Annotated in this window: 17 protein-coding genes; 3 read left to right on the top strand and 14 right to left on the bottom strand. The window is 61.7% G+C overall.

The window, feature by feature from the left end; translation table 11 throughout:
* Positions 1 to 87: 87 nt before the first annotated feature.
* Complete coding sequence (gene rhaS, locus ABID16_RS13160) at positions 88 to 1,080, bottom strand: rhamnose ABC transporter substrate-binding protein (protein ID WP_354556802.1); 993 nt, start codon at positions 1,078 to 1,080, stop codon at positions 88 to 90.
* A gap of 36 nt (positions 1,081 to 1,116) precedes the next feature.
* Positions 1,117 to 1,920, bottom strand: a complete 804-nt coding sequence (locus ABID16_RS13155) for a DeoR/GlpR family DNA-binding transcription regulator (protein WP_109854711.1) — start codon at positions 1,918 to 1,920, stop codon at positions 1,117 to 1,119.
* 182 nt (positions 1,921 to 2,102) lie between these two features.
* Between ABID16_RS13155 and ABID16_RS13150 the strand changes: the two genes are divergently transcribed.
* Complete coding sequence (locus tag ABID16_RS13150) at positions 2,103 to 4,205, top strand: bifunctional rhamnulose-1-phosphate aldolase/short-chain dehydrogenase (protein ID WP_354556801.1); 2,103 nt, start codon at positions 2,103 to 2,105, stop codon at positions 4,203 to 4,205.
* A 110-nt stretch (positions 4,206 to 4,315) separates the two neighbouring features.
* Complete coding sequence (rhaI, locus tag ABID16_RS13145; protein ID WP_354556800.1) at positions 4,316 to 5,602, top strand: L-rhamnose catabolism isomerase; 1,287 nt, start codon at positions 4,316 to 4,318, stop codon at positions 5,600 to 5,602.
* 186 nt (positions 5,603 to 5,788) lie between these two features.
* Here the strand turns inward: rhaI and ABID16_RS13140 are convergent, their stop codons facing one another.
* The 10 genes from ABID16_RS13140 to ABID16_RS13095 all read right to left on the bottom strand — a co-directional run bounded on the left by ABID16_RS13140 (position 5,789) and on the right by ABID16_RS13095 (position 16,793).
* Positions 5,789 to 6,166: a DUF6165 family protein gene (locus tag ABID16_RS13140; protein ID WP_354556799.1), complete on the bottom strand. Its 378-nt coding sequence runs from the start codon at positions 6,164 to 6,166 to the stop codon at positions 5,789 to 5,791.
* Positions 6,166 to 7,770 carry a tetratricopeptide repeat protein gene (locus ABID16_RS13135; protein ID WP_354556798.1) on the bottom strand — a complete coding sequence of 535 codons (1,605 nt, stop codon included), beginning with the start codon at positions 7,768 to 7,770 and terminating at the stop codon, positions 6,166 to 6,168. Before ABID16_RS13135 ends, ABID16_RS13140 begins: the two co-directional genes overlap by 1 nt.
* 82 nt (positions 7,771 to 7,852) lie before the next feature.
* Entirely contained in the window at positions 7,853 to 9,448 is a 1,596-nt protein-coding gene (locus tag ABID16_RS13130; protein ID WP_354556797.1) for an FGGY family pentulose kinase, read from the bottom strand.
* Positions 9,441 to 10,148, bottom strand: coding sequence for an HAD family hydrolase (locus tag ABID16_RS13125; RefSeq protein WP_354556796.1), 708 nt, complete (start codon positions 10,146 to 10,148; stop codon positions 9,441 to 9,443). The genes ABID16_RS13130 and ABID16_RS13125 overlap by 8 nt, the downstream gene beginning before the upstream one ends.
* Positions 10,149 to 10,160: 12 nt before the next feature.
* Positions 10,161 to 11,639: a mannitol dehydrogenase family protein gene (locus tag ABID16_RS13120; protein WP_354556887.1), complete on the bottom strand. Its 1,479-nt coding sequence runs from the start codon at positions 11,637 to 11,639 to the stop codon at positions 10,161 to 10,163.
* A 33-nt stretch (positions 11,640 to 11,672) separates the two neighbouring features.
* Complete coding sequence (locus ABID16_RS13115) at positions 11,673 to 12,449, bottom strand: L-iditol 2-dehydrogenase (protein ID WP_354556795.1); 777 nt, start codon at positions 12,447 to 12,449, stop codon at positions 11,673 to 11,675.
* The gene (locus tag ABID16_RS13110; RefSeq protein ID WP_354556794.1) at positions 12,446 to 13,444 is read right to left on the bottom strand and encodes an ABC transporter ATP-binding protein; all 999 of its coding nucleotides are present in this window, start codon (positions 13,442 to 13,444) and stop codon (positions 12,446 to 12,448) included. The genes ABID16_RS13115 and ABID16_RS13110 overlap by 4 nt, the downstream gene beginning before the upstream one ends.
* 10 nt (positions 13,445 to 13,454) lie before the next feature.
* Positions 13,455 to 14,285 carry a carbohydrate ABC transporter permease gene (locus ABID16_RS13105; protein WP_354556793.1) on the bottom strand — a complete coding sequence of 277 codons (831 nt, stop codon included), beginning with the start codon at positions 14,283 to 14,285 and terminating at the stop codon, positions 13,455 to 13,457.
* 3 nt (positions 14,286 to 14,288) lie between these two features.
* Positions 14,289 to 15,158 carry a carbohydrate ABC transporter permease gene (locus ABID16_RS13100; protein WP_354556792.1) on the bottom strand — a complete coding sequence of 290 codons (870 nt, stop codon included), beginning with the start codon at positions 15,156 to 15,158 and terminating at the stop codon, positions 14,289 to 14,291.
* A 321-nt stretch (positions 15,159 to 15,479) separates the two neighbouring features.
* Positions 15,480 to 16,793: an ABC transporter substrate-binding protein gene (locus ABID16_RS13095; protein WP_354556791.1), complete on the bottom strand. Its 1,314-nt coding sequence runs from the start codon at positions 16,791 to 16,793 to the stop codon at positions 15,480 to 15,482.
* A 290-nt stretch (positions 16,794 to 17,083) separates the two neighbouring features.
* On the opposite strand from ABID16_RS13095, the gene ABID16_RS13090 reads away from it, so the two are divergent.
* Positions 17,084 to 19,672 carry a patatin-like phospholipase family protein gene (locus ABID16_RS13090; RefSeq protein WP_354556790.1) on the top strand — a complete coding sequence of 863 codons (2,589 nt, stop codon included), beginning with the start codon at positions 17,084 to 17,086 and terminating at the stop codon, positions 19,670 to 19,672.
* Here ABID16_RS13090 and ABID16_RS13085 read toward each other — a convergent pair.
* Entirely contained in the window at positions 19,653 to 20,615 is a 963-nt protein-coding gene (locus tag ABID16_RS13085; protein ID WP_354556789.1) for a sugar-binding transcriptional regulator, read from the bottom strand. The two genes, ABID16_RS13090 and ABID16_RS13085, sit on opposite strands and share 20 nt — an antisense overlap.
* 49 nt (positions 20,616 to 20,664) lie before the next feature.
* On the bottom strand, positions 20,665 to 21,969 hold the full coding sequence (gene repC, locus ABID16_RS13080; protein ID WP_354556788.1) for a plasmid replication protein RepC: 1,305 nt from the start codon (positions 21,967 to 21,969) through the stop codon (positions 20,665 to 20,667).
* Positions 21,970 to 22,085 lie beyond the last annotated feature (116 nt).

The raw sequence follows: 22,085 nt of genomic DNA, 5'->3' as shown, positions 1-22,085 counted from the left end.
TAAAAGAAAGCCGGCGAACCGGCTTTCGCGACATCGGATCTGGTGCGGCGGAACGAGACGCTCCGCCGCTTGATGGCCTTGGGAGGCTCAGTAGATCTTCGAGAACTTCTCGATGTTCGACTTGTCGAACTGGTAGGGAGCCGCCATGGCTGCCGAGTTCGTGTCGTCGAGCTTGATCGAGCCGACCTTGCCGAGCGAGAAGGACGCACCCGGTTCAGCCTTCTTGCCCTTGATCAGCTGGTCGGAGATGTAGACGGCCGAGTAGCCGAGATCGATCGGGTTCCACAGCGCCACGCCCTGCGACGCGCCGTTGTCGATGAACTTCTTGAACTCCGACGGCAGCGCGAGACCGGTGACGTTGATCTTGCCGATCAGCTTCTGGTCGGTCACGACCTGAGCGGCAGCCACGACGCCGACCGTGGTCGGAGCAATGATTGCCTTCAGGTTCGGATAGGACGAGATCAGGCCCTTGGCTTCGTTGGTCGACTTGACCGAGTCGTCATCGCCATAGGCGACGGTGACGAGCTTGATCTTCGGGAACTTGGTCGGCAGGATCTTCTTGGCGGCGTCGATCCAGGCGTTCTGGTTGGTCGCCGTGGACGAAGCCGACAGGATTGCCACTTCGCCGCCATCCGGCAGGTGGTCGGCGGCGAGCTTGATGATCGTTTCGCCGATCAGGTTCGTGTCCGACGGGTTGAGATGCATCATGCGGCCGCCCTTGGCGACGCCCGAATCCCAGGAAATGACCTTGATGCCGCGATCCATGGCCTTCTTGAGCGCCGGAACGAGCGCGTCCGGATCATTGGCGGAAATCGCAATCGCGTCGACCTTCTGGGCGATGAGCGAATTGATGATTTCGATCTGGCCTTCAGCCGTGGCCGAAGTCGGGCCGGTATAGATGACCTCGATGCCGCCGCCGAGTTCCTTGGCGGCTTCCTGAGCACCCTTGGCAGCGGCGTCGAAGAAGCCGTTGCCGAGCGACTTGACGACGAGCGCGATTTTCTCGGCGGCAGAAGCCGGTCCGGCCATGAGTGCGGCGGCAATGGCCGTCGAGATTGCGAGTTTCTGAAGAAGTTTCATGTTTAGTCCTCCCGTTGAAGTTCCCCCCGCCTGGCGTCACGCCACGATCGGGGCCTGTTCCTTGGCTATTTTATCCACGACGATCAGGCCGACGCCCGCTTCCTCCAGCATCTGTCGGTCCTCGTCGCGAATTCCGTCATCCGTGATGATTGTCGTCACGCGGTCCAGCGGGCAGAGCACCAGGCTGGAACGCTTCTTGAATTTTGAAGAGTCGGCGAGCACGACCAGTTCGTCCGCCTGCCCGATCAGCTTCTGCTCGGCCTGGATCAGCAGCGGATCGGCCTCCATGAGGCCGAGCTTGCTGAGGCCCTGAGCCCCCATGAACATGCGCTTGGCGTAGAAATTCCGCGTCACGTCGTTCTCGAAGGGGCTCAGAATAATGTTCTGCTCGCGATAGAGCACGCCGCCCGACAGCATGATGGTGTTCTTGGAATTCTTGAGCAGATGTTCGGCAATCGGAAACGAGTTGGTGAAGATCTGCATGCGGCGCGCTGCCAGCAGATGCACCATCTGGAAGGTCGTCGTGCCGCCATTGATGATGATCGGGTCGCCATCGGCGCAGAGCTCGACCGCCTTCAGCGCAATCGCGCGCTTTTGAGCGATATTGATTGTTTCATTGACGGAATAGGGCCGGCCGGCAAGGCCGGGAAAGGCCGGCGGATTGATCGCCTCTGCCCCGCCGCGCACCCGGCGCAGCTTCTTCTGCACATGCAGCGTCGCAATGTCCCGGCGGATCGTCGCTTCAGACGATTCCGTCAGTTCAACCATTTCGCCGACGGTCACGACAGGCTTTTCCTGGACCGCTGACAGAATGATGCGATGGCGCTCTTTCTCGTGCATGAATTCCTCCCTGCGCTGAACATATTCATCGATTTTTAAAGTTGTCAATCACAATCAATCAAAAATCGTCATATTGCGCTGCAATATGATTGATAATGATCGAAATCGATTGACTTGCGTCGTGATTTGCCGCATCGATACCGCAAATCTTAGACACATGCGTTTGACGCTGGGAGGAAGACATGTCGACATCTGACGCCGGTTCGCGGCTGAAAAACCTGTGGGATAAGGCGCGCGCCAGCGGCATGAGCGAGCCTGAACTTCTACTTTATCGCTCGAATCTCCTCGGGTCCGACAAGCGCGTGACCAACTATGGCGGCGGCAATACGTCAGCCAAGGTGATGCAGAAGGACCCGCTGACGGGCGACCTCGTTGAAGTTCTCTGGGTCAAGGGCTCGGGCGGCGACGTCGGCACGATCAAGATGGACGGGTTCGCCACCCTCTACATGGACAAGCTGCGGGCGTTGAAGGGCATCTATCGCGGCGTCGAGTTCGAAGACGAGATGGTCGGCTACCTGCCGCATTGCACCTTCAACCTCAATGCGCGCGCCGCCTCCATCGACACGCCGCTGCATGCCTATGTGCCGAGGAAGCATGTCGACCACATGCATCCGGACGCCATCATCGCGATTGCGGCTTCCGCCAATTCGAAGGAACTGACGCAAAAGATCTTCGGCGGCGAAATCGGCTGGCTGCCCTGGAAGCGTCCGGGCTATGAACTGGGCCTGTGGCTTGAAAAGTTCTGCCTCGAAAACCCGACCGCCAAGGGTGTCGTGCTGGAAAGCCACGGCCTGTTCACCTGGGATGACGATGCCGAAGCCTGCTATGCGCTGACCATCGACATCATCAACCGGGCGATTGCCTGGTTCGAGACGGAAACCGCCGGCAAGGCCATCTTCGGCGGCGAGAAGCACAAGGCACTCGCTCCGGCCGAACGCCGCGCCGTTGCTGCGAGCCTCATGCCCGCCATTCGCGGCATGATCTCGAAAGAGGCCCACATGGTCGGCCATTTCGACGACCAGGATGCCGTCCTGCAATTCGTCTGCGCGAAGGACATGGAAGCGCTCGCAGCACTCGGCACCTCCTGCCCGGACCATTTCCTGCGCACCAAGATCCGTCCGCTGGTGGTCGATTTCGACCCGGCCAAGCCCGATATTGCCGCGACGCTTGAAAGCCTCGCGCCCAGCGTGGAGGCCTATCGCAAGGACTATGCGGCCTATTACGAACGCTGCAAGCATCCCGACAGCCCAGCGCTCCGCGACCCCAACGCGATCGTCTATCTCGTCCCCGGCGTCGGCATGATCACCTTTGCCAAGGATAAGGCGACGGCCCGCATTTCCGGCGAATTCTACACGAACGCCATCAACGTCATGCGCGGTGCTTCCACGGTCTCGACCTATGTCGGCCTTCCGGAACAGGAAGCCTTCGATATCGAATACTGGCTGTTGGAGGAAGCAAAGCTCCAGCGCATGCCCAAGCCGAAGTCGCTCGCCGGGCGCATCGCCATCGTCACCGGCGGTGCTGGCGGAATCGGCTCGGCCACGGCCGCCCGGCTGCTCTCCGAAGGCGCTTGCGTCGTGCTCGCCGATATCGATGAGGCAGCACTTGCCGCGACCATCGACAATCTTGCCGGCCGCTATGGCAAGGATGTCGTGCGCCCGGTGAAAATGAACGTCACCGACGAAGCGGGCGTCATATCGGCCTATGCCGACATGTCGGTCGAGTTCGGCGGCGTCGATATCGTGGTGTCGAATGCCGGCATCGCGTCGTCTGCTCCGGTAGAGGAAACCTCGCTGGATCTCTGGAACCGCAACATGTCGATCCTGTCGACCGGCTATTTCCTCGTGTCGCGTGAAGCGTTCAAGGTTCTGCGCAGCCAGGGGATCGGCGGCTCCGTGATCTTCATTGCCTCCAAGAACGGCCTTGCCGCCTCGCCGAATGCGTCCGCCTATTGCACGGCAAAAGCCTCCGAAATCCACCTCGCCCGCTGCCTCGCGCTGGAGGGTGCGGAAGCTGGCATTCGCGTGAATGTCGTCAATCCTGACGCGGTGCTGCGCGGCTCGAAGATCTGGTCCGGCGAGTGGCTCGACCAGCGCGCCTCGACCTACAAGACCGACAAGGAAGGGCTGGAGGAAATGTATCGCCAGCGCTCCATGCTGAAGCGCTCGGTCCTGCCGGAAGACATCGCGGAAGCGACCTATTTCTTCGCCTCCGAGGCCTCGGCCAAGTCGACGGGTAATATCATCAACGTGGACGCCGGCAACGTCCAGGCATTCACGCGATAAAGGCGACGCCCTCCTCTCCCCTTGTGGGAGAGGATAGCCTGCCCCAAGAGGCGTTAGCCGATTGGCTTGGCAGGCTTGGTGAGGGGTAAACGCCAAGAGGAGGAATTCCCATGACACAAATCGACAAGAGCGTCGTGGACGCTCAGAACGACAAGGCATCCGCCGCACTCAAGGCGGATTATGCGGCGCTTGGCGAACACCTTTCCCGCCGCGGCATCAACATCGACGCCATCAAGGCGAAGGTCGCACACTACGGCGTCGCCGTTCCGTCCTGGGGCGTCGGCACGGGTGGCACGCGCTTTGCCCGCTTCCCCGGCGCCGGCGAGCCGCGCAACATCTTCGACAAGATGGATGATTGCGCCGTCATTCATCGCCTGACAGGGGCGACGCCCTCCGTTTCGCTCCACATTCCTTGGGACAAGGCCGATCCCGCAGCACTCAAGGCCAAGGCGGAAGAGACCGGCCTGACCTTCGACGCGATGAATTCCAACACGTTCCAGGACCAGGCGGGCCAGAAGCATTCCTACAAGTTCGGCTCGCTCTCGCATGCAAATGCCGCAACACGGCAACAGGCGGCCGAGCACAACATCGAGTGCATCGAGATCGGCAAGGCCATCGGCTCCAAGGCGCTGACGGTGTGGATCGGCGACGGCTCCAACTTCCCCGGCCAGACGAATTTCACGAAGCAGTTCGAGCGCTATCTGGAAGCGATGCGCAGCGTCTACAAGGCGCTTCCCGACGACTGGCGCATCTTCACCGAGCACAAGATGTACGAGCCGGCCTTCTATTCGACCGTCGTGCAGGACTGGGGCACCAACTACATGATCGCCGAAGCGCTGGGCCCCAAGGCCTACTGCCTCGTCGATCTCGGCCACCATGCGCCGAACGTGAATATCGAGATGATCGTCGCCCGCCTCATTCAGGCAAAGAAGCTCGGCGGCTTTCATTTCAACGATTCGAAATATGGCGACGACGACCTCGATACGGGCTCCATCGACCCCTATCGCCTCTTCCTCGTCTTCAACGAACTGGTGGATGCGGAAATGCGGGGTGCCGCGGGCTTCAGCCCGGCCCACATGCTGGACCAGTCGCACAACGTCACCGACCCGATCGAAAGCCTGATGGTCTCGGCCATGGAAGTGCAGCGCGCCTATGCCGCCGCGCTTCTCGTCGACCGCAAGGCGCTCGAAGGCTTCCAGGAAGAGAACGACGCCCTCATGGCGACGAACACGCTGAAAAAGGCGTTCCGCACCGATGTCGAGCCGATCCTCGCCATGGCGCGTCTGGAAAAGGGCGCAGCGATCGACCCCGTCACTGCCTATCGCGCCTCCGGCTATCGCGCCAAGGTGGCGGCCGAACGTCCGGCTGTGTCCGGTGCAGGCGGCGGGATTGTGTGAACCCCTCCTCTCCCCCTGTGGGAGAGGATAGCCTGCCCCAAGAGGCGAAGCCGATTGGCGTGGCAGGCTTGGTGAGGGGTGTTCGGAGTCCACGGCAGGGGCTGACCCCTCGCCTGCGATTTCTAACACTTAGCTGACGCTAAGATGTTGAAATCGCTTCCTCTCCCACAAGGGGAGAGGATGGTCTCACGCATACGGCCGATATGACTTCTCTTCGACCAGTTCCGAGGACAGCGCGAAATTGATTTCGCGCTTCACATCCGCGCGCTGGTCATTGGTCACGTAGACGGCGCGGGCGAGTTCGATGAAGCGGGGGCCGAAATTCTGCTCGCGCTCGCAATCGCGGATCTCGTCCTCGATGTCCCAGAGCGCGGTGTTGACCTCCTTGAGGCGCAGCTTGAGCCGCAAAACCTGCGTGGCGACCGGCGAGAGCTTGCGGTTGAGGAGCCACAATTCGCGCGTCACATTGGCGAGCTTCTTCGGGTCGTCCATGCGTTCGGACTTGATTTCGAGGATCGTGATCTTGTCGACGAGTTCACCCCAGGAGATCGGCACTTCGATCATCAGTCTTTTTCCTTTTCTTGTGCGAGCACAGCAATCGATTCGGCAATACGTTCATAAAGTTCAAACCAGTCGTCACCCGCGCCTGCCCGCATCAGGCGCATGGTCGGATACCAGGGCGAATCCGTGCGCTCCAGCATCCAGCGCCATTCCGCGACATGGCGGAGCGCCACCCAGACCGGGCGGCCAAGCGCACCGGCGAGATGCGCAATCGACGTGTCGCAGGTGACGACGAGGTCGAGATTGGCCATGACGGCGGCCGTGTCCACAAAGGCGTCCGGTCCGCGATCGAAACCGTCGCCGAAGACCTGAATTCCTCGCGCGACCGTCTCCGGAAGCTCGTCTGCCCCCACATCCATATGCAGGGCATAGAGCGCGACACCGGGAAGTGCTGCGAGCGGCGCAAGTGCCTGCGGCGGGATGGACCGGCGCAGATCGACGCGAAAATCCTGGCTGCCGCGCCAGCAGAGGCCGACCTTGAAGCCAGCGCCCGGCATGCGCGCATGCCAGAGGTCTACCAGTTCCGCTTCGGCTGAAAGATAGGGCACCGCTGCGGGGATCGTCTTTTCAACCGTGGAAAAGGCGCGCGGCAGCGAGCTGATGGCAATCGTCGCGTCGAAGGCGCCGGTAAAGTCGTTCGTGTCGCGCCATGCGACCTGCGCGCCCGACGTCGCGAGCAACCGCTTCATCTTGGCAGGCCCCGCAAAGGTCACGTCGGCGCCATTGTCCGCCAGCAGCTTCACATAGCGGAAGAACTGGATCGTATCGCCCAGTCCGTGGTCGTTGACGACCAGCACGCGCTTGCCCGCCATGGTTTCGGGCCGCGCCACATCGAAGCGCATGTCGGAGCTCGGTATCGGCCGTTGGCTGTCGATCCAGCGGTTCTCGTAGCCCTCCCATCCCTCTTCGAATTGCCCGAGAAGCAGTTGCAGGCTGCCCTTGCAGCTCAGTGCCTCTTCGAGCTTCGGATCGAAGGCGAGCGCGCAGTCGTAATAGTCCATCGCCTCGCGGAACTCACCCTTGGCGCGCGCGACGACACCAAGCCCGCAATAGGCCTCAGCACAATCAGGCTTCAGCAGGGCGGCGCGCATGAAGGCCTCGCGCGCCTCGTCATCCCGTCCAAGCCGGCGCAGTGCGCTGCCAAGGTTCAACTCGGCCTCGACCAGAGCCGGATCGAGCGCAAGCGCCTTCTGCAGCATGTCCACCGCCTCGGCCAGTTTGCCGCCCTGATAAAGCGCGGCGCCCAGATTGGATTTTGCGCCGGCATCGTTTGGCGCAAGCGCAACCGCGCGGGCGAAGTCGGCCGCCGCCAGATCGAGCCGGTTGAGGGCAAATTGCAGGCAGCCGCGATTGAACAGTGCATCGAAATAATCGGGAGCGAGTTCGATGGCACGGCCGTAAAAAGCCAGCGCCCCTTCATGATGTCCCGTCGATTGCAGGATAAAGCCGCCCGAGCAGAGCGCTTCGGGAAAATCGGGCTCAGCCGCAAGGGCTGCATCGAAGAATTCTATGGCCCGTTCCAGCCGGCCTTCCGCCTTTTCCTTCAGGCCGAGGTAGTAAAGCGCACGCGCGTCTTCCTTCACGGTCCGGGCTGTGGAACTGGTCATCGATGCGGGTCCTTGGGGTACACGCGGGGCAAGCGTGCATGTCTCAACACACACAATGCCGCCAAGGACTTGCGCGAGGCTTTCAACCCGGCTGGCGCATGAGTTCGGCAAGCTCGGCGCGCTGGCGCTGCAGGGCGAGGAAGATCGCGTAGTCGCGTTCGTGAGCCCTTGCCGCCTCGGGACGTGGCGTGACCGCCTTCGTCGCTGGTGTCATGCGAGTGGAGGCGTCAGCGAGATCGCGATAGAGCCCTGCCGCCAGCCCTGCATTGACCGCCGTTCCGAGCAGGACCGCGTCGCGCCCCTCGTGGAGGCGGATCGTCCGGCCGGTCACATCGGCATAGAGCTGCGGGATCAGCGGATGGCCGGCAAAGCCGCCCGTCATGAACAGGCTCTCGATCTGCCCGCCCTGCGGCAGATGCTCGACGATCTGGCGGATGTTGCAGGCCAGCGCGATGCAGGCGCGCCAGTAGAGCTGCGCCAGTCCGTTGAAACTTTCGTCGAGCGTCAGTCCTGCCATCAGGCCGGTCTGGGCGGGATCCGGCACCGGTGAACGCGAGCCGTGAAAATCGGGCAGGATGGCAAGTGGCAATCCATAACCCACGCCCAACTCTGCCACGCGAGCGGCAATATGATCGAGCAGCTGCAGATGCTTCTCCCGTGTCGGCACCCCGCCTTGGGGGTGCGTGCGGATGATGTGGTCGAGCAGCGCGCCGGAGGCCGATTGCCCCGCCTCCATGAGCCAGAGGCCCGGCAGGCCGGCATCGCGAAAGCCGCCCCAGCAGCCGGGATGGTTGAATTCGTGGCCGGTGAAGGTGACCACGCAGGTCGAGGTGCCTGCGACCAGCGCCGCCTTGCGTTCCAGCGTTGCCAGATCGGCACCGCAGAAGACGCCAATGGCGCCGGCGTAACCGTCGATGAGCCCGGAGGCGACGACACAATCGGGGCCAAGGCCAAGCTCCGCCTGCGCTGCGGGACTTAGCCGCCCGGCCGTCTCATAGGGCGCGCGCGACCGCGCCGGCAAGCCGGCCTTTTCGGCGAGATCGCCAAGGCCGATCCTGGAATAGAAATCATCCGGCCGCGCACCGGGTGCCGCCGGGCCGTAACCCCATTTGGATGAAAGCGACGAATGTGAATGGCTGTTGCTGCCCGTGGCTCGCCCCGTGGCACACCATGTCAGGTAGTCGCAGAGGTCGAAGGCGGAGCCCATGCGCGCCCAGACCTCCGGCAGATGGCGCTTCAGCCAGAGCAGCTTCGGCAATTGCATTTCCGGCGACAGCTTGCCGCCAAAGCGGGTGACGAGCGGATCATCGATCGAGCATTCTTCCGCCTCATCGATCGAGCGATGGTCCATCCAGAGCATGGTATCGGCTTCCGCCGCACCGCCTGCGGTGACCGGCAAAGGCCGACCTTCGCTATCGCGCACAACCAGCGAGCAGGTGGCGTCGAAGCCAATGGCAGCAACCTCGGCGGGGTCGACCTGCGCCTCGTGCAAGGCAGAACGCACGCTTTGGATCACCGCCTGCCAGATTTCGTCGCTGACCTGTTCGTAATGTCCGGCCTGCGGCTCAAGCACCCGCGTGGGTGAAACGGCGCGCGCCAACTGGCGGCCGTCCAGCGTGAAGACCCCTGCCCTTGCACTGGCGGTCCCCACGTCCACCGCAACGATAAACTCACCCATGAAGGCTGTCTTCCGCACTCCTCAACCCGTCGACAAACTGCAGCAAATCCGCCATGGCGTCAAACCATGCATCGGGCTTCAATGCTGCAATCTTCTGGCGGAAGGCAGCCGATTGCGCATGCCCCCCGCCGCCAAAGGCGAGCACGCGCATGCCCGCCGCCCGCGCCGCCTCGATGCCGGCCGGGCTGTCTTCGATCACAATACAATTTGCCGGCGAAAAACCGCATTGACGAGCAGCGTGGAGAAACAGATCGGGCGCCGGCTTGCCAGCCTTCACCATGCTCGCGCTGAAGACTTTTGACCCGAAGGCTTGAGTAAGCCCGGTCACGGCAAGGCTCTTTTCGATCCGCTCCGGCAGGCTGGAGGAAGCAACGCAGGTTGCGACACCGCGTTCGGCAAGCCCCTGAAGCGCGGTGTGAATGCCCGGCATCGGAAGGAGTTCGGTCTCATAGCGGGCGAAAAGCCGCCGGCGGATCATCGCCGGAAAATCCTCCGGCAGACGATGCGCGAATTCATGCTCGACGATCTTCGCAACCGCCCCGAGACTGCGGCCGAGGAACCTGTCCGCGATCTCCTCGTCGGTTAGCGTCACCTGCTGGTCCTTCAGCATTTCGCCGAGGACCGAAAGCGCGATCGGCTCACTATCGACGAGAACCCCGTCGCAATCGAAGATTACCAGCAGGTCGCCGTCGCCTCGCATCGCCTCAAGCCTTCAGAGCTTGCCGTCGACATAATCCGACAGTGTCGCCGCCGTCCCCTTGGCGCGCAGGCTCGCCAGCCCCTTGGAAAAGCTCTCGACAAAACGAGGGTCCGTCCCGACATCGCCAAAGATATCGCCGAGCGCCAGAAACGCCTTGGGGTCATCGCGCGAAGCCAGCGCCGCCTTCTGCAGCCGCTCGGCGCTCTCGTCGTTGAAGACGATCTGTTTGCCGCTGTCCGACGTGCCTTCGAAATATTTGCACCACAGCGCAGAGACCAGCGAAAGACCGGTGACGTCCTGCCCCTTGGCGAGCCGGGCGGCGGTCGCCGGCAGGATGAATTTCGGCTGGCGGTTGGAGCCGTCCTGCGCCAGACGCGGGATCGTGTCGCCGATCTTCGGATTGGAGAAGCGGCGGTCGATAAGGTCGAAATAGTCCGCGAGACTCGTATTCGGTACGGGCGGCACCACGGGAATGATCTCGTTATGCTCGAGCCTGGCCAGAAACGCCTTGATCAGCGGGTTCTCCATCGCCTCGTGGACGAAATGGATGTCCATGAGCGACGCCGGATAAGCAATGGCCGCATGGCCGCCATTGAGGATGCGGAGTTTCATCAGCTCATAGGGCGCGACATCGGGCACGAATTCCGCGCCCGCGTCCTCAAACGCCGGGCGGCCGAGCGGGAACTTGTCCTCCAGCACCCATTGCTTGAATTCTTCGCAGAAGACAGGCCAGCCATCCTCGATGCCATAGGTGTCAAGGGCGATATCGATCTCGCGCTTGCCGGTGGCCGGCGTGATGCGGTCCACCATGGAATTCGGGAAGGCGACGTTCTTCTCGATCCAGTGGGCGAAGTCTGGATCGGAGAGCGCAGCGAGCCCCGCCACGGCCGCTTCCGTCACCTCGCCATTGCCCGGAATGTTATCGCAGGACATGACGGTGAACGGCGGATGACCCGCCGCGCGGCGTTTCTTGAGGCCCGCAATGATCAGGCCGAAGACCGTCTTCGGGTGGTCCGGGTTGGCAGCGTCGCCGACAATGGCCGGATGTTTCGGATCGAACTTGCCCGTGGCCGGATCGATGAAATAGCCACCTTCGGTGATGGTCATCGACACGATACGGATCGCCGGATCGGCGAGCCTGTCGATGATCGAGTTGAAATCGGGGGCGGCGATGAAGTCTATCATCGGCCCGGTGATCGTTGCCGCCGAGCGGGAGATATCCTGCTCCACCACCGTGGTCAGATAATCCTGCGCCTTGAGAACCTCCTTCATCTTGGCGTCCGAGGGCATGATGCCGGCGCCGATGATTGCGAAGTCGAGGTTCTTGCCCTGATTGAACAGGTCATGCAGATAGACGGCCAGATGCGCGCGATGGAAATTGCCGACGCCGAAATGGAGAATGCCGGCGGTGAGATCCTCGCGCCGATATGTCGGTACGGAGGCCTTCTCGGCTAGTTTCGGCAGGTTGACTAAGGAAAGTCTGGTCATGATTTTCTCCCCGGCTTGGCGGGCATTTCTCTCTGTTCAGCTCATCCAGTTGCCGCCGTCGACATTGTATGTCTGGGCGACAATGTAATCGGCTTCGGCGCTCGCGAGGAAGATGGCCATGCCCACAAGGTCATTTGCAGTTCCCATGCGGCCAAATGGCACTTCTTTCCCGACCAGTTTCTTCTTTTCGCCGAGCGGCCGGTTCTCGTACTTGGCAAAGAGCGCGTCGACGCCATCCCAGTGCTCGCCGTCCACGACGCCCGGCGCAATCGCGTTCACATTGATGCCGTGCTTGATGAGGTCGAGTCCTGCCGACTGCGTCAGCGAAATGACGGCCGCCTTGGTGGAGCAGTAGACCGCCACCAGCGCCTCGCCGCGCCGGCCGGCCTGGCTTGCCATGTTGATGATCTTGCCACCCCTGCCCCGCGCAATCATCGACTTCGCCGCCGCCTGCAGCGTGAAGAGCGTGCCGGCGACGTTGATCGAGAAGAGTGTGTCGAAGCTCTTGCGGCTGATCTCCACGATGGGGGCGAGATCGAAGAGCGCCGCATTGTTGATCAGGATGTCGATGCCTCCGGTCCGCGCATCGACGGCGGCAATCGCCGCGTCGATGGAGGCCTGATCCGTCACGTCCATTTTCACGGCATAGGCCTGTGGCCCAAGCTCGCGTGCGGTTTCCTCGGCGCGCTCGATATTGATATCGGCAATGGCGACAGTCGCGCCCTCGCGGATATAGGCTTCGGCGAAGGCCCGACCGATGCCGCGCGCAGACCCGGTGATCAGCGCCGATTTTCCCTGTAAGCGCCCGCTCATACGGCCAGTCCCTCATTGTTGAACTTGTGGATGCGCCGCTCGTCCGGGGTCAGGTAGATCGTGTCGCCATGTTTCAGCATGGCGTCGCCGGCGGTGCGCAAGGTGAGCGTCCCGGCGGTGTCCGTATGCACATGGCAGAACGTGTCGGAGCCGAGATGTTCGGCCACGCCAACCGTGCCCTTCCATGCCCCTTCCGTGGTCGAGACGGCGATGTGTTCCGGGCGGATGCCGATGGTCTTGACGCCATGGCTTGCCGCCGCCGCACCCTCGATCAGGTTCATTTTCGGCGAGCCGATGAAACCGGCCACGAAGAGATTGCGCGGGCGGCTGTAGAGCTCCAGCGGCGAGCCGACCTGCTCGACATTGCCGCGATTGAGCACGACGATCTTGTCCGCCATGGTCATGGCTTCCACCTGGTCATGCGTCACATAGATCATCGTCGTGCCGAGCTGCTGGTGCAGTTCGGAAATTTCGAGCCGCATGGTGACGCGCAGCGCCGCATCGAGGTTCGACAGCGGCTCGTCGAAGAGAAAGGCCGTCGGCTGACGCACGATGGCGCGGCCGATGGCGACGCGCTGGCGCTGGCCGCCGGAAAGCTGACCGGGCTTGCGCTCCAGATAGTCGGTGAGGTTCAGAACCTTCGCCGCCTCCGCCACCTTGCGGTCGATCACCGACTGCTCCTCGCCCGCCATCTTCAGCGGGAAGGCGATGTTCTTGCGCACTGTCATATGCGGATAGAGCGCATAGGACTGGAAGACCATGGCCAGCCCGCGCTTCGCCGGCGCTTCCGAGGTTACATCCTTGCCGTCGATCTCGATCGTGCCGCCGGACGTGTCTTCCAGCCCCGCGATCAGCCGCAACAGCGTGGACTTGCCGCAGCCGGACGGGCCGACAAAGACGACGAATTCGCCGTTTTCGATTTCCAGGTCGATGGAGGGAATAACCTTCATCTCGCCGAAAACCTTGGAAACCTTGTTCAATCTTATGCTGCCCATGTCGGTCTCCTTATTTGACTGCGCCGAAGGTGAGGCCACGCACGAGCTGTTTCTGCGAGAACCAGCCCATCACCAAGATTGGCGCAATGGCGAGCGTGGAAGCCGCGGAAAGCTTTGCCCAGAAGAGGCCTTCGGGACTGGAATAGGATGCAATGAAGGTGGAAAGGGGTGCTGCCTGCGAGGCCGAAAGGTTCAGCGTCCAGAAGGCCTCGTTCCACGAGAGAATGATGTTGAGAAGCACGGTCGAGGCGATGCCGGGAACCGCCATCGGCGCCAGAACATAGACGATCTCCTTGCCGAGCGTTGCCCCGTCCATGCGCGCGGCCTCAAGGATTTCGCCGGGAATTTCCTTGAAGTAGCTGTAGAGCATCCAGACGATGATCGGCAGGTTCATCATGGTGAGAATGATGATGAGGCCGAGCCTGGTGTCGAGAAGCCCGAGATTCTTGAAGGCGAGATAGAAGGGCACGAGGACCGCCACCGCCGGCATCATCTTGGTCGAAAGCATCCACATCAGGATGTCCTTCGTCCGCTTGCCGGGATTGAAGGCCATGGCCCAGGCGGCGGGAATGGAGATCAGCAGCGCAATCAGCGTCGAGCCGAAGGAGATGGCGGCCGAATTCCACACATGTAGCAGATAATCCGAGCGCTCCTGCACCTCGCGGTAGCTGTCGAGCGTCCAGTGGAAGTTGAGAAACACCGGCGGAAAGGCAATCGCGTCGCCTTCCGATTTGAAGCTGGTGATGATCGTCCAGAGGATCGGGAAGAAGAGGATGAGCGCGATCACCCAGGCAATGATGGTGAAGGTAATGCGCCGCGATGTGGTGACCGATCGTGCCATGGTTCAAGCCTCCAGGTTCTTGCCGATGATGCGCATCAGGAAGAATGCGACGATATTGGCGACGACGACCGCGATGATCCCGCCGGCGGATGCGCTGCCGACATCGAAGTTCAAAAGCGCCTGCGTGTAGACGAGGAAGGGCAGGTTCGTGCTCGCCGTGCCCGGGCCGCCATTGGTGGTGACGAGGATCTCGGCAAAGACGCCCAGCAGGAAGATCGTCTCGATGAGGATCACGACGGTGATGGCCCGCGAAAGATGCGGCAGCACCAGATAGATGAAGCGGCTGACGACGCCCGCGCCGTCCATTTCGGCGGCTTCCATCTGTTCGCCGTCCAGCGATTGCAGGGCCGTCAACAGGATCAGCGTCGCGAAGGGCAACCATTGCCAGGCGACGATCAGGATGATCGAGAGCAGCGGAATCTGCGCCAGGAAATCGACCGGCGGCAGGCCGACCAGCGAGAAGAGCCAGGCGAAAATCCCGTAGATCGGGTTCATCAGCATGTTCTTCCAGACGAGCGCCGCCACCGTCGGCATGACGAAGAAGGGCGAGATCACCAGAATGCGCACGATCCCCTGCCCGAAGATCGGCTGATCTATCAGCAGCGCCAGAAACAGGCCGCCGATAACCGTGATCAGCAGCACGCCACCAACGAGATAGATCGTGTTGAGCACGGCTGCGCCGAAGTTCGGGTCGGTAATGAAGTAATAGTAATTGTCGAGCCCGGCAAAGGAGACGACCGGATTGAGCAGCGTGTAGTTCTGGAAGGAATAATAGAGGGTTGCCGCCAGCGGCACGGCCATCCAGACCAGCAGCAGGATGACGGCCGGGGCCATCATCGCCCGCGCGGTCGTGCGCATCTGCATCGTTGCCATGGCTCTCTTCCTCTCCGAGTTATGGCGTACGGTTCCGGCGCAAAGGTCGGTCCGGGCGTCCTGGGTTTTCCTTGAATATTCGCGAGGTTTTCGGGTGGGGCACCCCTCACCCCGCCTCCGCTTCGCTCGGCGACCCTCTCCCCAAAGGGGCGAGGGTGTCCGGGGGCTGCGGCTTGCCCCCTTCTCCCCATCGGGGAGAAGATGCCGGCAGGCAGATGAGGAGGGCAGCACAAAGTGCTGCATTCAATTCCCCATCATCGCCCCCTTTGCCCAGACCGCCGCTCCTTCAAGAGCGGCGGCCCATTTCGTCAGGAGGAAGCCTTACTTGATATAGCCGCCCTTTTTCATTTCGCGCTCGGTTGCGGTCTGGGCAGCCTTCAGCGCTGCATCGACCGTTTCCTTGCCGGCAAGGGCTGCGGAGAACTGCTGGCCCACCGCCGTGCCGATGCCCTGGAATTCAGGGATGGCGACGAACTGGACGCCGACATAAGGAACCGGCTTGACCGTCGGCTTCGTCGGGTCTGCGGCATTGATCGAGTCCAGCGTCATCTTGGCGAAGGGTGCGGCCTTCTGATAGTCGGCATTGGCATAAAGCGACTTGCGCGTGCCCGGAGGAACGTTTGCCCAGCCTTCCTTGGAAGCGACCAGCTCGGTGTAATGCTTGCTGGTGGCCCAGGAAACGAACTTCTCGGCTGCGTCGATCTTCTTGGAGCCGGCGGGGATCGCAAGGTTCCAGGCCCAGAGCCAGTTGGCACGCTTGCCAAGGCCGTTGTCGGGGGCGAGCGCATAGCCGACCTTGTCGGCAACCTTCGAAGCCTTCGGATCGGAAACGAAGGAGGCTGCGACGGTCGCGTCGATCCACATGCCGCACTTGCCCTGCTGGAAGAGCGCGAGGTTCTCGTTGAAGCCGTTGGACGATGCGCCATCGGGGCCGGCGTCCTTCATCAGCTTGACGTAGAATTCCAGCGTCTTCTTCCATTCCGGCTGGTCGAATTGCGGGGTCCACTTTTCGTCGAACCAGCGTGCACCGAAGGAGTTGGCGGTCGCCGTCAGGAAGGCCATGTTCTCGCCCCAGCCGGCCTTGCCGCGCAGGCACACGCCGTTGATGCCTTCCTTGCGGTCGGTCATCTTGCGGGCCGCGTCCGCAATGAAGTCCCAGGTGGGTGCGTCAGGCATTTTCAGCCCGGCCTTCTCCATCAGGTCCTTGCGGTACATGACCATCGAGCTTTCGCCATAGAAGGGCGCGGCATAGAGCTTGCCATCGGCGCTGATGCCGTTGCGGATCGCCGGCAGAAGATCGTCGACATCGTAGTCGGCGCCGAGCTTGTCGAGTGCGACGAGCCAGCCGTTCTTGGCCCAGATCGGAACTTCATAGGTGCCGATGGTCAGCACGTCATACTGACCGCCCTTGGTGGCGATGTCCGTCGTCACCTTCTGGCGCAGCACGTTTTCTTCGAGCGTCACCCAGTTCAGCTTGATGTCCGGATTGGCCTTGGTGAAGTCGTCGGTCAGCTTCTGCATGCGGACCATGTCGCCGTTGTTGACAGTGGCGATCGTCAGGGTCGTTTCGGCATTGGCGATACCGGCCATTGCGAGCACCGAAGCGGCGCCCAGCAGCCATGTCTGAAATCTCATTGTTTCCTCCCAGAAGCGATAGTGAGCAATTGCTATGCTCATGGGCAAATGATCAGTCCAGGGCGGATTTTGTCAATGGGAAATCGTTGCTGCAGTGCGAATAAAAGCCCTATCCAATTGTTTAAAATCGCCGAATTCTGGCGTGAGGTAATTTTCTCCTCGACCGGGAGAGTTCGGCAATCTCCCGCCTTGGTTTGCCTTCTTGCCAACAATTCGCCTTAGCGTAGAATATGGGCGAACATGTCTCGCCGGGGGGACCGGCGAGACGAGTGCGGTCGAAGGGGGCGGTCATGGCAGAGATAAGAGACGGCAAGGCTGTGCACAGCGATGCGGCTGTCAGCGGCAGGTCAACGGCGCTGGATTTCGGGCAGGCCCTGAAGCTCGAACATGCGACCGCCGGCATTTCGCCCGCGCCTGTCCGGGCGTCGAAAGCAGAACCTGCACCGCATGAAGCCGAAACTGTCGAAAGACCAACAATCGGTCTTGCCCTTTCGGGGGGCGGCATCCGTTCGGCAGCCTTCTGCCTTGGTGTCCTGCAGTCGCTCAAGGCAAACGGGCCCTTCGAGGCCATCGACTATCTCTCCACGGTCTCCGGCGGCGGCTACACGGGAGCCGCCCTCATTGCCGGCATGGAACGGGAAGACGGCAAGTTTCCCTTCTCGACGGAGATCGGCGGAAGCAACCAGCCCGACAACGACATTGCCGATAGCCGTGCGGTCAAGGAAATCCGCGATCGCAGCCGCTATCTCATGCCGGAAGGCAAATTCGACCTCTTCATATCCTTCGCGATCATCCTGCGCGGCCTGATGGTCAATGCGGTCTTCATCGGGGCCGTCCCCCTCCTCGCCGCTGCCATCACCCTCTTTCTGAACCCACACCTGACCTCCGACTCGGCAACGGGAAACCTCATCCCCGAGCCGGGCTGGCTGGCAAACCATATCGGAAGCGCGTTCTGGGTGTCCAAGTTGCTGGCCATCGTCTTCGGCCTCTACCTGCTCTTCTGGGCGATCGGGCGATCGTTCAGGGAACAACGCAACGCCGATCTCTCGGACCCCGAATCGCGACCCGCAAAATACGCGGGCTGGGCGCTTCTCGGCCTGATCGTCGTTTTCTTCTGGGAATTGCAGCCGCCCATCATTCACTGGGTTTCCCAGCATTTCACGCAGTCCAACGACCAGCAAAGTGTCTGGCGGAGTATTTCAGGCATCGTGACCGGACTGTCCGCAGGCACCGGCCTGCTGGCCATCAGCTGGCGCTGGTTGATGGGTGCGATACAGACCGCCTCCAAGAGCTTCGGGCTTGGGCCGCTGATGAAAGCCCTCACCGCCAAGGCGGTCCTCTTCCTGCTGGCCGCCGCCCTGCCCGCTCTCATCTACGTGCTCTACATCTGGCTTGTTCTGGCGGGTGCTGCCGATAAAGACGGCAACCTCGTCATGACATCGGCGTCGATCAAGGACTTCGCCGGTGAAGGCACCCTTGTCTGGCTGTCTGTTGTTGTCGCCACCACGCTGCTGCTCGCGATTGCCGTATGGCAGATCAAGCACGGCCCCATCACACAGTTTCCTCCGAGGAACGGGAACGAGGCGCGGCCCATCGGTCCATTTTTCTGGACGGCTGCCATCCTCGCGACAGGCGCGGTCTGCAGCTATCTTTTCTATCAATTTTTACCGCTTGCGATGTTCCAGTCTCGTCTCGGCGGAGGAATCTATCTTTTCGGTGCGGTATGTCTGACGATCATCGCGGCGCTCTTCTCCGAGAACGCCAATTCGCTTCATCAGCTCTATCGCGACCGCCTCAACCGGGCATTCGCAATGGGGGCGGAAGGAGGCCGCTCGTTCCTGCTGTCGCGCCTCAATGATCCCTTTCCGTCCGGTGGCAAGCGAAGGCCCTATCCGATCATCAACATGGCGGTGAACCTGCAGGGATCGAAGCACAAGAACCACAGGGGCAGAGACGCCGATTTCTTCGTTGTGACGCCGGATCATGTCGGCAGCGACGCGACCGGCTATGCCGAGGTCAAGAAATTCGAGAATGCAGAACCGCATATCGACCTGGCGGCGGCGGCGGCGATCTCGGGTGCGGCCGTGGGACCCGAAATGGGACGCATCGGCGTGCCGCTTCTTGCGCCGACACTCGCGCTGCTCAATATCAGGCTCGGATATTGGGCGCGCAATCCGAAATATCTGGCGGATGAAGCGTCAGCCAGAAAGGCGGGCATAGACGACTGGCGGCTGAGCTACATCTTCCGGGAAATGTTCGGCCTTCTCAACGAAGACCTGTCCAAGGTGTTGCTGTCCGACGGCGGCCATATCGACAATCTGGGCCTGTATCAGCTCCTGAAGCGTCGCTGCGATGTCATCATCGTGGCAGACGCGGAAGCCGATCCGGCCATGACCTTTTCCTCCCTGATCGCGGTGGAAAGGTTCGCGCGCATCGATCTCGGCGTGCGTTTCGACCTGCCCTTCGCAGACCTTCGCGACAGCATCCTCAAACGCAAGAAGGCGCTTGAGGCGGGCGATCTGTCGGCAAGCTCGGATATCTGGAACCACGCCGCCATTGGCGAAATCCATTATCCCGAGAGCAAGGACGAGAAAGACCCGCAGGAGGAAAAGACCGGCATCCTCCTTTACATCAAATCTTCCGTCACGGGCGACGAAAAAGGCTATGTTCTCGACTATGAACAGCGCTATCCGGCCTTTCCCCACGAGCCGACAAGCGATCAGTTCTTTACCGAGGAACAGTTCGAGGCCTATCGGGCGCTGGGATTCCATGCCGCCGACCGGGCCTGGAAAACAACCGACGAAACACCGCGATGGCAGTTGCTGATGGACACGCTGAAAGCGAAAATTGCTACAGCGCTCAAACTTGCGCCGAAGTGAGCAACATCTTTGCGGCGGCTTCGTCGGTGATCAGCCCGTTGATGTGACCACCGAGCACCGCCGCCTTGATGGCTGCATGCTTGCGCACGCCACGGGCCAGACCGATCACGGTGGAGCTCTCGCGGCTCGGGATCGGAAGGCTCGCAACCCGCCGGTTGACGGGATGATCGAGCAGCCTGCCGTCCGCGCCGAAAATCCAGCCGCAGATTTCCCCCGCCGCACCCGCCTTCAGGATGTCATCCATCTCGTCGGGCCTTAAGAAGCCATCCAGCACCAGCGGCGCCTTGAGCGCCATTTCACCGATGCCGATGAAGGTGACGTTCGATCTTTCGGCAAGGCCGATCGCGGTTTCCATCAGCGGCTGGCGATGCATGAGGTCGCGTTCCTCCAGCGACGACACAATAACCGGAAGCGGCATGGGGAAATGCGGCGCCTTCACCGCATCCGCCATGGAGAAGATGACGTTGAAATAGGCGGCCGAACCGTCCGGACTGATATTGCCGGTCAGCGACACGATCTTGTGCTGCGGGCATTCCATGGGCGGCAGCTGATCGATGACGGCGCGCAGCGTACGCCCCGTTCCCATCGCGATGATTTGCGGCTCCGGCTGTTTCAGCCAGCGCTCCAGTTCTGCGGCTCCCGCCTCGGCGACCCCCACCGGCAGTCCGTCGGCACCGGGATCGGTGGGTACGATTTCAACCCGCTTCAGGCCAAAGCGCTCCGTCAGTTCACGCGCCAGTTCCATGCAGGCGGCAATCGGATGGTCGAGGCGGACCTTGATCAGCTTTTCCGCCACAGAAAGCGAGATCAGCCGCTGCGCGCTCTGGCGCGAAATGCCCATAATCACGGCGATTTCGTCCTGCGTTCGGCCCGCGACATAGTAGAGCCAGCCGGCGCGTGCCGCATCATCCAGCCGCGAATTGCTCTCGGATCGTCTCGCCATCAGTCTCCGCCCATTGTGTGCCGCAAGCTGCCAAGTTTCGGTATCGCTGTCAAACGACGCGGTGGGTCGAGCCTGTCGAGTGCCCATGCTGTCTGTCACCCTGACGCTCCAGCGCCTGCATCATCGCAAGACCGACTGATCTGCCGGCCCCGGCTTTTTGTGCAAGTGCCCTGAGATAGCTTCCCGGCGAACGGATATGCTCCGCCCGCTCCAGGATGGCTGCAACCGCAAAGGCCGCCTGCCCTTCCCCCATGGCCGCGCAGGCCGTGTTCCAGCATGCCGGGGAGATCCGCAGCATCGCTCGCACCAGCGCAATTGCGCCCATGAAGTCAGCCCAGTTTCTGATGCCGTTGCGGCTGTAGTCGGCGATCTGCGGGCAGGCCTTCAGAATCCGGGGAAGTGACAGATCTTGATGGTTCGACCGCTTCGACGGCGGGGTGTCCGTTTCATCCTGTGCGTCCTGGCTTACATGATTGTTAGCCGGATAGTCCCCTTCAACGTCGTCACAAGCCGATTCATGAATCTGATCTGATTCAGGGTTCTGTATGTGGTGCTCAAATTGGTGCACACAGGTGCTCATTTCCTCATCCGGAAGGGAAGACGAGACGGCGTCGAGATAGGCTGTCTCGACTTCCGCCCTGAGCTTGAGAAGCGCATTTTTCCGCTCCCTCAGCGCTGCAAACGAGGCATTGCGGGCAACCCGGCCTGAAAGGGCCTGAAGCCGCGCCTCATAGCCGTCCCAGCCCCCTGCCCTGCCCTCGTTGATGGCGGCCTGCAGGAGCTTGGCAATGTCGCGCAGATGGAGCGTCACCTCGGCGCGCAAGGCCTGCCGGGCTCTCGCCTCGGCACGGACCGTTTCGGCCCCTCTGGCGATCGTCTCCGCTGCCAGAGCCAACGGGGCGAGATCGAAGCCGAACATGTCCTGTGGTGCGCCGTGCTGATCGCGCCGGCAATAGCGTTTGCCGTTCGGACTGTCGCGCCGGAAAATGAGACCGGCGGCCACGAGGGCCGCAAGATGCCGGCGGATCGTGGCGGGCGACATGCCGCGCGTGCGCAGCGACAATTGCTGATTGGACGGAAAGACGATCAGCGGTTTCGACCCGTCAAGCTGACGCTCGGGGTGGAAGCTCAGCAAGGCCTCCAAGACCGCAATTGCGCGGTCGGAGAGATCGTAGACGGTTTTCGCTTCCGTCAGGTCGCGCAGGACCCGCCACTTGTCGATCCGCCCGTCGGCTGCCCGCGCGCCGTGTGCCGCTCGCTCGGTCTGTTCCTTAAGTACCTGTTTACGCCGCAGAATTTGGCGCGCATCAACACAGCCGCCGCCGAATGGCGTCGTTGCAATTTCCTCATTCATGGTCGCCCTCTTCCTTTTCAGAGGCAAGACGGCGCCCTCACGGCACATTCATTCGGGCATACACAAACACCGCGCATTTTTGATGCACGAAACGCTTACGCATAACTCTTTGAAAA

The organism is Limnomicrobium aquaticum (assembly GCF_040545545.1).
In the GTDB taxonomy this organism is placed as follows: Bacteria; Pseudomonadota; Alphaproteobacteria; order Rhizobiales; family Rhizobiaceae; genus Ensifer_A; species Ensifer_A aquaticum.
The sequence above is the reverse complement of the archived record's forward strand: the minus strand, read 5'-3'. Positions and strand labels throughout refer to the sequence as shown.

Excerpts from the sequence above, each read along its gene's own strand:
- ABID16_RS13110 (WP_354556794.1), bottom strand. The coding sequence starts at position 13,444 with ATGGGCAGCATAAGATTGAACAAGGTTTCCAAGGTTTTCGGCGAGATG.
- ABID16_RS13150 (WP_354556801.1), top strand. The coding sequence starts at position 2,103 with ATGTCGACATCTGACGCCGGTTCGCGGCTGAAAAACCTGTGGGATAAG.
- ABID16_RS13095 (WP_354556791.1), bottom strand. The coding sequence starts at position 16,793 with ATGAGATTTCAGACATGGCTGCTGGGCGCCGCTTCGGTGCTCGCAATG.
- ABID16_RS13135 (WP_354556798.1), bottom strand. The coding sequence starts at position 7,770 with ATGACCAGTTCCACAGCCCGGACCGTGAAGGAAGACGCGCGTGCGCTT.
- ABID16_RS13100 (WP_354556792.1), bottom strand. The coding sequence starts at position 15,158 with ATGGCAACGATGCAGATGCGCACGACCGCGCGGGCGATGATGGCCCCG.
- rhaI (WP_354556800.1), top strand. The coding sequence starts at position 4,316 with ATGACACAAATCGACAAGAGCGTCGTGGACGCTCAGAACGACAAGGCA.
- ABID16_RS13115 (WP_354556795.1), bottom strand. The coding sequence starts at position 12,449 with ATGAGCGGGCGCTTACAGGGAAAATCGGCGCTGATCACCGGGTCTGCG.
- ABID16_RS13090 (WP_354556790.1), top strand. The coding sequence starts at position 17,084 with ATGGCAGAGATAAGAGACGGCAAGGCTGTGCACAGCGATGCGGCTGTC.
- ABID16_RS13155 (WP_109854711.1), bottom strand. The coding sequence starts at position 1,920 with ATGCACGAGAAAGAGCGCCATCGCATCATTCTGTCAGCGGTCCAGGAA.
- rhaS (WP_354556802.1), bottom strand. The coding sequence starts at position 1,080 with ATGAAACTTCTTCAGAAACTCGCAATCTCGACGGCCATTGCCGCCGCA.
- ABID16_RS13130 (WP_354556797.1), bottom strand. The coding sequence starts at position 9,448 with ATGGGTGAGTTTATCGTTGCGGTGGACGTGGGGACCGCCAGTGCAAGG.
- ABID16_RS13140 (WP_354556799.1), bottom strand. The coding sequence starts at position 6,166 with ATGATCGAAGTGCCGATCTCCTGGGGTGAACTCGTCGACAAGATCACG.
- ABID16_RS13125 (WP_354556796.1), bottom strand. The coding sequence starts at position 10,148 with ATGCGAGGCGACGGCGACCTGCTGGTAATCTTCGATTGCGACGGGGTT.
- ABID16_RS13085 (WP_354556789.1), bottom strand. The coding sequence starts at position 20,615 with ATGGCGAGACGATCCGAGAGCAATTCGCGGCTGGATGATGCGGCACGC.
- repC (WP_354556788.1), bottom strand. The coding sequence starts at position 21,969 with ATGAATGAGGAAATTGCAACGACGCCATTCGGCGGCGGCTGTGTTGAT.
- ABID16_RS13105 (WP_354556793.1), bottom strand. The coding sequence starts at position 14,285 with ATGGCACGATCGGTCACCACATCGCGGCGCATTACCTTCACCATCATT.